This window comes from Limnochorda sp. L945t, assembly GCF_035593305.1.
Classification (GTDB): domain Bacteria; phylum Bacillota; class Limnochordia; order Limnochordales; family Geochordaceae; genus Carboxydichorda; species Carboxydichorda subterranea.
Map to the genome: position 1 here is coordinate 836,612 of NZ_CP141615.1, position 11,820 is coordinate 848,431.

At 63.4% G+C, this 11,820-nt stretch carries 9 protein-coding genes and 1 pseudogene; 7 read left to right on the forward strand and 3 right to left on the reverse strand.

The features are described 5' to 3' along the window. Nucleotides 1-2: 2 nt before the first annotated feature. Nucleotides 3-1,061: a galactose-1-phosphate uridylyltransferase gene (locus tag U7230_RS03855; protein ID WP_324717421.1), complete on the reverse strand. Its 1,059-nt coding sequence runs from the start codon at nucleotides 1,059-1,061 to the stop codon at nucleotides 3-5. A 773-nt stretch (nucleotides 1,062-1,834) separates the two neighbouring features. Between U7230_RS03855 and U7230_RS03860 the strand changes: the two genes are divergently transcribed. From U7230_RS03860 to U7230_RS03880, 5 genes are read left to right on the forward strand one after another with little or no spacing between them, the layout of a single operon-like run. Beyond that, entirely contained in the window at nucleotides 1,835-3,157 is a 1,323-nt protein-coding gene (locus tag U7230_RS03860; RefSeq protein ID WP_324717422.1) for an ABC transporter substrate-binding protein, read from the forward strand. Nucleotides 3,158-3,164: 7 nt separating this feature from the next. Then, a complete protein-coding gene (locus tag U7230_RS03865) occupies nucleotides 3,165-4,115 on the forward strand; it encodes a carbohydrate ABC transporter permease (protein ID WP_324717423.1) in 951 nt (316 codons plus the stop codon). Between the two features lie 4 nt (nucleotides 4,116-4,119). Beyond that, complete coding sequence (locus U7230_RS03870) at nucleotides 4,120-5,058, forward strand: carbohydrate ABC transporter permease (protein WP_324717424.1); 939 nt, start codon at nucleotides 4,120-4,122, stop codon at nucleotides 5,056-5,058. A 13-nt stretch (nucleotides 5,059-5,071) separates the two neighbouring features. Next, on the forward strand, nucleotides 5,072-7,123 hold the full coding sequence (locus U7230_RS03875) for a beta-galactosidase (RefSeq protein WP_324717425.1): 2,052 nt from the start codon (nucleotides 5,072-5,074) through the stop codon (nucleotides 7,121-7,123). Beyond that, entirely contained in the window at nucleotides 7,120-7,929 is an 810-nt protein-coding gene (locus U7230_RS03880; RefSeq protein WP_324717426.1) for a DeoR/GlpR family DNA-binding transcription regulator, read from the forward strand. Before U7230_RS03875 ends, U7230_RS03880 begins: the two co-directional genes overlap by 4 nt. Before the next feature lie 81 nt (nucleotides 7,930-8,010). Here the strand turns inward: U7230_RS03880 and U7230_RS03885 are convergent, their stop codons facing one another. Beyond that, nucleotides 8,011-8,649 carry a methyl-accepting chemotaxis protein gene (locus U7230_RS03885; protein ID WP_324717427.1) on the reverse strand — a complete coding sequence of 213 codons (639 nt, stop codon included), beginning with the start codon at nucleotides 8,647-8,649 and terminating at the stop codon, nucleotides 8,011-8,013. A 113-nt stretch (nucleotides 8,650-8,762) separates the two neighbouring features. Between U7230_RS03885 and istA the strand changes: the two genes are divergently transcribed. Together istA and istB are read left to right on the forward strand one after the other, a co-directional pair. Continuing rightward, the gene (istA, locus tag U7230_RS03890; protein ID WP_324717428.1) at nucleotides 8,763-10,211 is read left to right on the forward strand and encodes an IS21 family transposase; all 1,449 of its coding nucleotides are present in this window, start codon (nucleotides 8,763-8,765) and stop codon (nucleotides 10,209-10,211) included. Further along, nucleotides 10,208-11,281: an IS21-like element helper ATPase IstB gene (istB, locus tag U7230_RS03895; RefSeq protein ID WP_324717429.1), complete on the forward strand. Its 1,074-nt coding sequence runs from the start codon at nucleotides 10,208-10,210 to the stop codon at nucleotides 11,279-11,281. Before istA ends, istB begins: the two co-directional genes overlap by 4 nt. A gap of 230 nt (nucleotides 11,282-11,511) precedes the next feature. Here istB and U7230_RS03900 read toward each other — a convergent pair. Beyond that, nucleotides 11,512-11,805: pseudogene (locus U7230_RS03900) on the reverse strand (HAMP domain-containing protein); the annotation flags it as partial. Between the last annotated feature and the right edge of the window lie 15 nt (nucleotides 11,806-11,820).

Consider the following 11,820-nt stretch of genomic DNA (forward strand, 5'->3'; position numbering starts at 1 on the left):
GGTCATCCTCCCGCCTGTCGCAGGTGATGGGCCATCTCTTCCGGGCTCATGTCGGTGATGAACGTGCCGGCGCCCGATTCGCTGCCGGCCAGGTACTTGAGCTTGTCGGCGGTACGCTGGATCGGCAGGAACTCGACGTGGAAGTGACACTCGGGGTACTCCTCGGGCGGGCGATCCGTAGGCGCTTGGTGCATGACCATCATGTAGGGGAGCCTGACCCCAAACAATGCGTCGTAGCGCATGAGGAGCTGCTTGAGCACAGAGGCGAGATCCCATCGCTGGGCATTACCCAGCTGCAGGATGGACGGAACGTGCCGGCGCGGCACGACCCAGGCCTCGAAAGGGAAACGGGCGAAAAAGGGCACGAACGCGACGAAGCTGCCGCTCGATACCACGACCCTCGTGGCGCTGTTGGCGCCTGCGATGCCGGCGTTGCCCGGGCGTTTGGCGGCCGATGGCCCGGAGGATGAGCCGCCGGGGACCGTCGCGGGCCGCTCCTCATGAGAGAGGACGTCGCACAACAGGCAGCGGCCTGTCTTCTCGAGGTGCGCGCGGGAGGATGCGATCTCCCGCTCCGGGATGGGTGGGATGAAGGGAAAGGCGTAAATCTGCCCATGGGGATGGTGCAGGGTCACGCCGACCGCTTCGCCGCGGTTTTCGAAGATCATGACGTACTTCACGAACGCCCGGCGGCCGAGTTCCTCGTACCGGTGGGCCCAGACCTCGACCAGCTTGCGGATGTGCTCGACCGGCTGCTCGGCCAGCGTGCGGTCGTGGTCGGGAGAGTAGACGACCACCTCCGCGACTCCCTGCGCCGGGGCGACGGGGCTGAGCGACGTACCCACGACCTCGGGTGGCGGCGGGCTCTCGACGAAAGACGGGAACCGGTTTTCGAAGACCGCGATGTCGAAGTCCGCGTCGGGGATCTCGGTAGGATGGGCCGGATCCCGGGTCGGGCAAAGCGGGCAGACCGAGGCCGGCGGCTTGTAGGTGCGCTCCTGGCGGTGGCCGGCTACCACCACCCATTGCTGCAACAAAGGGTGCCAGCGAAGCTCAGCCATGACGGGGAGACCTTTCGGCGCGGATCCGAGAGCTGGTAAGCTCGGTGGGCCGCGAAAGGATGGCGATACGGTACAGGTACAACGCCCTACCATCGCCCTCTGCGCTCCGGCGTACCCGGACCGCTAGCTGGGCATAAACCCTACGGCTAACGCCGCTAGGAAGCCGTTCGGACTCCCGTTCCGTATCGTTTCTCATATTTGCGTCTCTGCCACGCCTAAGGTACCACGAAGTCCAGCCTACGATCAACAGCCGCAATGGGGCATAGGGACACCAGCGGGAGCACTCTCCCCCTTTGACGTCCCTGCTTGTTGCCTTACGCCAAGTTGTGATATGCTACGGCGTGCTCCCTAAGTGCACGATCATGCGTAATCTCCCGTAATTTTGTGCAAGCCGGTGCCTTTGCTAGAAGCCCGGACGCCTCGGGTAAGAACGGAGAAAGGCTCGGGGCCCACGACATTGAGAGCGTTATCGAAACGTGGGCATAATGGCATTAGCAGCAGCCCTTCACAGCAGGGAGGACAAGTGTGGAGGCTGGTCAACCGGCTACTTGTTAAGTGGTCATAACGCTTTTCGAAGGTAGCCGCTCCTCTAGCGAGTGGCTGCGGAAGGCAATGGGCGCGATAGGAGAGCATCGAGGAGATTATCGGGATGAAAGAAGAAAGGAGGGCGCAGGAGTAGGACACGAGTTGAGATGGTTCTCGTTGGGAAGGACGTCAGGGTAGTCTCGTTTGGGCAGTGTCGATACACGCTCGGCCGTGAGGAGGGCTCATGCATGAGGAGCAACCGGCTGCATATGTTTTGGTTTGTGGCAATGATCGTCACGGCAACTGCTCTCGTTGCTGCTCCTACGTCCCGGGCCGCAAGTTCAGAACCGACCTACCCGGAGGTCAAGGGAGAGCACACTATCGTTTTTTGGTCATGGGTCCCCGGTATTGACAAGGTCGTGTCGCTTTTCGAAAAAGAGTTTCCGAATATCCATGTCAAGTACCAGAACGTGGGAGTCGGACCGGACCATTACAACAAGCTGTTGACGGCCATCAGTGCAGGGTCGGGGGCTCCGGACGTGGCACAGGTGGAATTCCAGTTCCTTCCTCAGTTCATCGATACCGGCGGTCTCCTTGACCTGAGCAAGCACGGCGCGGACCGGTATGCTCGGTATTTCGTTCCCTGGACCTGGGAACAGGTAAAGCGAGGAGATGGGGTCTTCGCGATTCCGCAAGACACCGGCCCTGTCGCCTTCTTGTACCGCAAGGATCTTTTCGATGCCGCAGGAATTGGCTCTTTCCCGGTCACGTGGGAAGACTACCTTGTGGCCGCGCGCAAGTTGCACTCGTACAAGCAAGGGGTGTACATCGCGAACTTCGACGCTACTGATCGAAACCGGTTCATGACATATGCCTGGGCGGCAGGCGCACAATGGTTCGGGGTCAGCGGGGACCAGTGGACGGTTAGTATCGATGACTCAGCAACCAGGCGAGTCCTAAATTACTGGTACGATATGATCCGCAATGGTCTTGTATCCACAGTCTCGGGTCAAGTCGAGTGGTGGAACGCCATCAACACAGGTAAAATCGCGTCCGACATCGCTGCTGCTTGGTCTCCCTTGCTCTTTATGCAAGGATCTGAACAGACATCGGGGAAGTGGCGAGTAGCACGCATTCCCCAGTGGAAGCCCGGCGAGTTCGCGACGGCCAACTGGGGCGGATCGACATCCGTTGTAACGACTCAAACCAAGTCCCCACAGGCAGCTTTGCTCTTTGCCGCCTGGATCAACACGAACCTAGGTGCTATCCGCCAGAACTGGATTGGCGGCGGGCTGTGGCCGGCAGCGTCAGCGGGCCTGAGGCTCCCCGAGCTCCATCAACCACAGAAGTACTTTGGTGGACAGGACATTGGCGCGTTCTTCGAGGAGGCATCCCAACACGTTCTCCCATGGACGTTCAGTCCTTGGGAGACCGCCGTTTCCAATGCTTTTCAGGTCCAGATGTCCGGCCTGATAGCGGGAAAGCAGACTCCGGACGCGGCTTTGGCGAATATGCAGAAAGCGGTCGTAGACGAGGCAAACTTCCAGGGGTACCAGGTGAGAAGCAGATAGACTGTTGATGACGAGACAGGCCTGCGGTACTCCAGACTTTGACGCCGCAGGCCTGTCCGCAAGAGATACGAGGGAGGGTCCGCAGCATATGAACCGGTCCGTTGGGACACGATTGACCCCGTACGTTATGATGGCTCCCTTCCTCGTGCTCTTTTCTACCTTTTTCGTCTTCCCGATTGGGTACGCATTCTACATGAGCCTGTTTAGCCAACGAGGGGCTCGCCGGGTTTTCGTTGGCTTCTCCAACTACGAGCGTGCGCTCCAGGATGGACTGTTCTTCGGGTCCTTGAAGACCGTTCTGCTATTCGGTGTAATCCAAATTACCATTATGATCTCGCTGGCCCTCATGTTCGCCTTGGTTCTGGACACGGGGCTCTTGTCGGCCCGTGCAAAGAAGATGGTGCGTATCACTTACTTCCTCCCGTACGCCATTCCGGGTGTCGTGAGTAGCCTCATGTGGGGGTACATCTATGCTCCAACTATTGGCCCTCTGCGACAACTCTTCGAATTCCTGGGGATCGCTCCGGTCAACTTTCTTGCGAGTGATAGGTTACTCAGTGCAATCATCAACATGGTAACGTGGCAGTGGACCGGGTACAACATGGTGATCTTAACCGCGGCGCTCACCACAATATCGCCAGAACTATACGATGCCGCTCGCATTGACGGTGCCAGCGACCTCAGGATTGCATGGACTATCAAGATACCTCTCATACGCCCCATGATCGTCTTCGTTACCGTCCTCTCGATTATCGGAAGCTTTCAGTTGTTCAACGAGCCGTTCGTCCTCGCTGCAATGACGAGTGTACCTTTCAACTATACCCCTAACCTGTACATTTACGCTACGGCTTTCAGCAGAGGGGCGTTCACGTACGCCGCTACGCTGGCCTTCATCCTTGCGTCGATCATTGCGCTATTCTCGGCTATCTTTATGCGTATCACCCGGGAGGGACAGTAGCGTCATGGGGGGACAACGACCCGAGGTGGCTAACAATTCGATAACGAAGCCGCTGCTCGTACGTGAGAGCCTTCCGGATCGGACACGCTTGAGATCGGAGGTGCGCCATGCAAGCCAAGGGTTATGGGCCGTAGTGCTGGGAACTGCAGCCCTTTACTTCGTGTTCCCCTTTTATTGGCTTGTCATCGCGATGACGAAGACGAATTCCAGCCTGTTCGGGTCGTTTGGCCTGTGGTTCAGCGACCCCTTTGCATTGTTCGACAACGTTAGGACGGTTCTATCGTATCAAGATGGTATCTACGCCGTGTGGACGGCGAACTCGTTCTTGTACTCGGGCGTTACCGCAGCACTGGCTAGCCTGGTGGCTTCCCTGGCTGGCTATGCTCTGGCGAAGTACAGGTTCCGGGGAAGGGAAGCCGTCTTCGGAGCTGTCCTAGTGTCCCTGATGATTCCTTCAACCGCGCTCGTTCTTCCTCTTTTCTTGATTTTGCGGCAATTGGGATGGATTAACTCGTACTGGGCCATTATAGTCCCGTCTGTCGCTAACCCGTTTGGGACGTTTCTTATGAGAATGTATATCAGGGACAGCATTCCCGACGATCTGCTCGACGCGGCTCGCGTTGATGGCGCATCAGAACTGCGTATCTTTTCTGGCATCGTGCTGAGGCTAATCGGTCCTGGCATTGCCACCCTTTTCCTTCTGACGTTTGTCGGGACGTGGAACAACTTTTTCCTTCCCCTGGTTGCCTTGAACGATCCGAAGTATTTCCCGTTAACCGTTGGGCTGGCCACATGGAACGCAGCATCCACCTTCGGGAGAGAGTTGCTGTATAACGTTGTCATCACAGGTACGGTGCTTTCGGTCGTGCCGCTAGTGGTCCTGTTCTTCTTCCTACAGCGATACTGGCAAAGCGGGCTCACTATAGGGAGCTTGCGGGGCTAGGGAGGGGTCGTTGGTGGCTTCCGGTAGCGCGAACCGCATCTGGTACGGTGGCGATTGGAACCCGGACCAGTGGCCTCGGGAGGTCTGGGAGCGCGACATCGAGCTGTTCAAGCAGGCGCACATCAACATCGTGACGCTGCCGGTGTTCAGTTGGGCGCTGCTGCAGCCCGAAGAGGAGCGGTACGAGTTTGGATGGCTCGACGAGGTCCTGGAGGAACTCGATAAGCATGGCATCGGCGTGTGCCTAGCTACCTCCACCGCGGCCGTTCCTGCCTGGATGGCACGGCGCCATCCGGATGTGCTGCGGGTAGACTTTCAAGGACGCGAGCGGCGCTTCGGCGCACGGCACAACTTCTGCCCCAACAGCCCCACCTATCGCCAGTACTCGGTGCGGCTCGCCGAGCAGCTTGCCAGGCGCTACAAAGATTACCCTGGTCTCGTGGCCTGGCACGTCAACAACGAGTACGGAGGCCGTTGCTACTGTGATCGGTGTGCAAGGGAGTTCCGGGTCTGGCTGCAGCGCAGGTACGGGGCGCTCGACGAGCTCAACCGGCGTTGGAATACCCGCTTCTGGGGGCACACGCTGTACGACTGGGAGGAGATCGTGCCTCCCAACATCTTGAGTGAGCACCTCGACGACCACGACCCGACCCGGACCGCCTTCCAGCCCATCTCCCTCGACTACGACCGGTTCATGTCCGACAGCCTGCTGGAGTGCTTCAAGGCCGAACGCGACACTATCAAGCGGTGGACGCCGGACGTACCCGTCACCACCAACCTGATGGGAGCGTACAAACCGCTCGACTACTTCAAGTGGGCACGGGAGATGGACGTGGTCTCCTGGGACAGCTATCCCCCGATGGACGTGGATGTTGCCACCGTGGCCTTTCGCCACGACCTGATGCGCGGGCTCAAGGACGGTCAGCCATTTATGCTGATGGAGCAAACGCCCAGCCAGCAAAACTGGCAGCCGTACAACTCGCTGAAGCGGCCCGGGGTCATGCGCCTGTGGAGCTACCAGGCACTGGCTCATGGCGCTGAGACCGTGATGTTCTTTCAGCTCCGCCAGTCGCAAGGAGCGTGTGAGAAGTTCCATGGGGCCGTCATCTCTCACGCCGGAACCCCCGACACGCGCGTCTTCCGCGAGGTACAGGCCCTCGGGCGGGAGCTGGAAGCCCTGGGGGATACATTCCTCGGTAGCCGGATCGACGCCCAAGTGGCCCTCGTGTTCGACTGGGAGAACTGGTGGGCTATCGAATACTCGAGCGGGCCCAGCGTCGCCCTAAAGTATCTGCCTCAGGTCGAGGCCTACTACCGGGCGTTGTGGCGGGCCAACGTGGCGGTCGATGTCGTCAGTCCCGGGGCTCCTCTCGGTCGCTACCGGCTGGTGATCGCCCCGGTAGCTTACATGATGCATCCCGGCTTCGCCGAGAAGGTCGAGACGTTCGTCGCCGGGGGTGGCACCTTCCTCACCACGTTTTTCAGCGGGATCGTGGATGAGAACGACAGGATCATCCTCGGGGGGTACCCGGGCCCGCTGCGGCGCCTGCTAGGGGTGTGGGTAGAAGAGACCGACGCGCTACCTCCCGAGATGACCAACCGGATTGTCGTGCAGGGCTACCCTGGGTTGGACGGCCAGTATGCTTGCTCACTGCTGTTCGACCTTCTCCACACGGAGGGGGCCGAGGTGGTCGGGCGGTACGGGGCCGACTTCTACGCTGGCCGGCCCGTTCTCACCCGCCATCGTGTAGGAGCGGGCGAGGCGTGGTACGTGGGCTCGGCTCCCGAGCAACGGTTCGTTGACAGGCTGGTGCGTTTCTTGTGCGACAAGCACGGGATCGGCGCGCCGCTCCAGGTACCTGACGGGGTGGAGGTTGTGGAGCGGCGCGGTGGCGGCCAGAGCTTCCTTTTCATCTTGAACCACCGTGACCGGCCCACCGTGATTTCACTGGGTAATAGGCGCCTGCGAAACCTGCTGGCCGATCAAGAGATTGAGAGGGAGGTGGAGCTCGCTCCGAGGGACGTTCTTATCCTGACGGACACCCACGGAGCCGGCACTCGATGACCGAGCGGGGAGATGGCACGCCGCGTGGGGACCATGTCCAGCTGCTTCCGGCCGAGCGGCTCCAGCGCATCAGGGAGCTCCTCGGCCGGCAGGGGTCCGTACGGGTGGCGACGCTGAGCCGGGAATTGGGCGTCTCCGAGGTCACCATCCGGTCGGACCTCTCGCAGCTCGAGCAGGAGGGGTTCGCCCGGAGGACGCACGGGGGAGCCGTGCTGGCGAGGGGCACGCGCTACGAGCGGCCGTTCGCCGAGCAGGAGGCGCGCTTTCGGGAAGAGAAGCGGCGCATCGGCCAGGCGGCAGCGCGCTTGGTCGAGGACGGCGACACCATCATCCTGGATGTGGGGACGACCACGACCGAGGTGGCCCGCCACCTGCCGGCGGGGCTGACGGATGTCGTGGTCATCACGAGCAGCCTCAACATTGCCCTGGAGCTGGAGAAGTACCCGTACGTGACGGTGCTGGTGACGGGCGGGACCCTACGCTCGCTGCAGCACTCCCTGGTCAACCCCTACGGGACGCTGCTTCTCTCCCAGGTCAACGCCGACAAGCTCTTCCTCGGGTGCAACGGGGTGTCGGCGGCCAAGGGGATCACCAACGCCAACCTGCAGGAGGCGGAGATCAAGCGGGCCATGATCGCGGCGGCCAAACAGGTGATCGTGGTGGCCGACCACAGCAAGATCGGCAGCGTGGCGGTCGCCCACGTCGCACCGCTCTCGGCCGTCGACCGGGTCGTTACCGACCAGGCCGCCGACCCCCGGGAGGTCGAGCACATCCGGCAGGCGGGCGTGGAGGTCGACCTGGTCTGAGCTCCGCCGGGCACTCCGCGGGAGGGAGAGGACCGGCCGGCTGTCCTCGGGTTGCAGGTCTCGACCCAGGCCGAAGGCCGGTTACTCCACCTTGAAGGCGCCCACCGCCGCCAGCAGCTCCTGCGCCATGCGGGCCAGGCGCTGCGCCGAGCCGGCGATCTGCTCGACGGCTGACGACTGCTCCTCGGTGCTCGAGGCCACCTCTTCGGCAGCGGCAGCGTTCGACCGGGTGATGGTCGCAATCTCGTCCACCGCCCGGACGGCGGCTTCGCTCGCCGCGGCCATGGCCTGCGCCGCAGCATGGACCTCGTTGATCTGCGCGACGGACACCTCTACCGCCCGGGCGATGGCCGTGAACGTCTGCCCTGAGGCGCTGACCGCCTCGACGCCCTCCGCCACCGCAGCCCGCACCGCCTCCGTGTCGCGAACGGCCCGTTGGACTTCCTGGCGGATCTCGGCGATGAGCCCGGCGATCTCGGATGCGGCCTGGCGGGATTGTTCGGCGAGCTTTCTCACCTCTTCGGCCACCACCGCGAAGCCTCGGCCCTGTTGGCCGGCACGAGCCGCCTCTATGGCGGCGTTGAGCGCCAGGAGGTTGGTCTGATCGGCGATTCCGGTGATGACGTCCACGATCTGGCCGATGCGTGTCCGTGGCCACGTTAAAATCGGCATAAGTGGCCACGAAAAACCGGCATGAATGGCCACGAAAAAGCCGCACATCCGGCCAGGTAGGGGAAATGCCCGCTCCCCCGTATCGGCTCCGCTGGGGCACCACCCAGACGGATCCGGCGAAGGAGCGAGCAAACCTGGTTGGACAGGAGTTGGTGATCCAGTTGCGGCACTTGCGTGACGAAGGGTTGAAGAAGGTTCAGGTGGCCGAACGCCTCGGCATCCACCGGGACAGCGTGGCCAAGTACTGGGAAGGTCCCACGCTCCCCGCGGAGCCTCCCCGCTACCGCCAGCGGGCCCGCAAGATCGACCGCTACGCCGAGTATATCACGGCCCGGCTGGCCCGTTGGCCCGAGCTGACGGCAGAACGGCTCTACCAAGAGATCCGCCAGCAGGGCTACACGGGTTCCCGCCGCAGCGTGCGCCGGTTCGTCGCTGCGATCCGGCCGCACCCAGTCCGGGAGTACAAGCCCATCGAGACGCTGCCCGGGGAGCAGGCCCAGGTGGACTGGGGCCACTTCGGAACCCTCGTGGTCGAGGGGGCTCGGGTGCGGCTGTACGCCTTCATCCTGACGCTGGCGTGGTCGCGGGTGATCTACGTGGAGTTCATCACGTCGCTCTCCATGGCCACGCTGGCGGGGTGTTTGCACCGGGCCTTCCAGTACATCGGCGGGGTGCCTCGCACCCTGCTCTTCGATAACGCGAAGACCGTGGTGGCGGAACGGGTCGGCGGGGTCGTCCGCTACCAGCGGGAACTCTTGCACCTGGCGGCCCTGTACGGCTTTGCGCCGAGGGCCTGCTGGGCTCACGACCCCGAGTCGAAGGGCAAGGTCGAGTCCATGGTCAAGTACGTGCGCCGGGGCTTCTTCTACGGCCGGGAGTTCACGGATCTGGCCGACCTCAACCGCCAGGTCCGGTCCTGGATGGACCAGGTGGCCAACGCCCGCACGCATGCCACGACCGGAGCGGTGCCGTGGGATCGGCTGGCACAGGAGGCGCCCCACCTCAAGCCGCTGGAGGTGAGCGCCCCGCAGGGCATCCTGGAGCAGCGGAAGGCCACCCGCACCAACCTCATCTCCATCGAGGGAAACCGGTACTCGGTGCCGGCCCGCTTTGCCCGGCGGCCCGTGAGCTACCGGCGATTCGAGGACCGCATCGAGATCCTGGAGGACGGCCAGGTGGTCGACCGGATCGAGCTCGTCCCCGGACGGGGTCGCGTCATGATTCGGGACGACCATGACCCGCAGCACCAAGCGCGCCGCCAACCGGCCCATCCCCTTCAGGCCCGCTTTGAGGCCTTGGCCCCCAGTGCCCGCACGTACCTGGAGGGTCTCAGCCGCTCCCGGAGTGGGCATCTGCGGGAGCAGATGGAGCGCATCGTGACGCTGGCCGAAAGCTGCCCGTCCGACGTGCTGGAGCAGGCCATGCAGCGGGCCATTCACTTCGAGGCGTACGGCTACGGCATCCTCAAGCGCCTGGTGGAGCGGCTGCAGAAGGCGCCCTCAAGCCTTCCCCAGCCGGCCAAGCCCGCGGCCCAGGGCCACGTCGTCCTGCCTTATCGGGTCGAGGTGGAGCGCCGGGACTTGACCTACTATCAGGAGGTGGCCCGATGATTCGCACCATTGCGCCGGCCGACCGGGCCCGCCTCGAGCAGGGCCTCAAGCGCTTGAAGCTGCGCCGTATCCGGGAGATGCTGGACGCGGTCAGCGAGCTGGCGCTGCAGGAAGAGCCCTCGTACCTCGACTTCCTGGGCTACCTGGTCGACGCCGAGGTCGAGGCCCGAGAGGCCACCCAGCGGGACAAGCGCCTGAAGGCGGCCCGCTTTCCCATGCTGCGCACGCTGGACAGTTTCGACTTCTCCTTCCAGACGTCGGTGAGCGCCCAGACCATCCGGGACCTGGCCACGCTGCAGTTCGTGGAGGCGCACGAGTCGCTCGTCCTTCTCGGACCCCCGGGGGTCGGCAAGAGCCACCTGGCGATCGGCCTGGGCATCGAGGCGGTCAACCGCGGCTACCGGGTGCTCTTCCTGACCGTGCAGGACCTGGTCCAGGAGCTTTATGCGACCCTGGCCGATGGCAGCATGGCCCAGAAGCTGAAGGCCATCCTGGCGCACGACCTCATCATCCTGGACGAGTTGGGCTATCTGAAGATGGACGCCACCGCCTCGGACTACCTGTTTCAACTGGTGGCCAAGGCGTACGAGCGGCGCTCGCTCATCGTGACCAGCAACCTGGAGTTCCAGGAGTGGGGGGCGCTGTTCGACAGCCCGGCCACCGCGGCGGCGGTGCTCGACCGGCTGTTGCATCATGCCCACGTCATCACCCTCAAGGGCGAGAGCTACCGGATGCGCAGCCGGCTGGTGCCGCCCCAACCCAGCAACACACGGGAAGAGGCGCCGGCGGCCCCCCGCCCTACGGGCGGGGGGCCGAGGGGAGGGAGGGACCCCCGCGTAGATCCCGCCACCTACCTGGCCACGATTGCGGAATTTTCGTGGCCAAAAGTGCGGTTTTTCAAGTGGCCATTGACAATGCGCTGGGAGCGTTGCCCCAGGTCCTCGACTGCCCTGCCGGATTGGCCTGCCGTCTGCTCGATCTGCGCCATCCGCTCCGTGATGCCGGCAAGCGCTGCCCGGCCCTCCTGGGAAAGGCGAGCAACTTCGTGGCTGCCCTCCGCGATGCGCTGAATCCGCGAGGTGACGCCCCGCACGGTCTCCCCCACCTGCCGGACGCTGCCGGAGGCGTTGGCTGCCGCAGCAGACTGGCGCTCGCTGCCCCTGGCCATCTGGTCGACGGTCGCGGCTACCTCCCGTACGGACTGGCCCACCTGCTCGGAGGAGGAAGCCAGCTCCTGGCTCGCAGCGGCCACCTGCTGCGCCTCGCCTCGCACCTGGGAGACCAGGTGCCGCAGCCTTTCCAGGGTCGTGTTGAACGCTTCGGCGAGGCGCCCTACCTCCGTGCGGCTCCGCACCGGCACCCTCCGGGTCAGGTCGCCCTGGGCCAGGGCCGCCATGGCCTCCGCTACTTCCACGACGCCGCGGGACTGCACGCGCCCGATCCCGTAGGCCGCTAACAGGGACACCAGCACCATGCCGGCCCCGATGAAAAGCGCCTGACGGAACAAGGTGCCGAGGGGCCGGGTGAGTTCGTCCCGCGGCACGCTGACGACCAGCCGCCACGAGGAGCCTTCGATGGGCCGTACCCCCACCATGCGCTGTTGACCGGC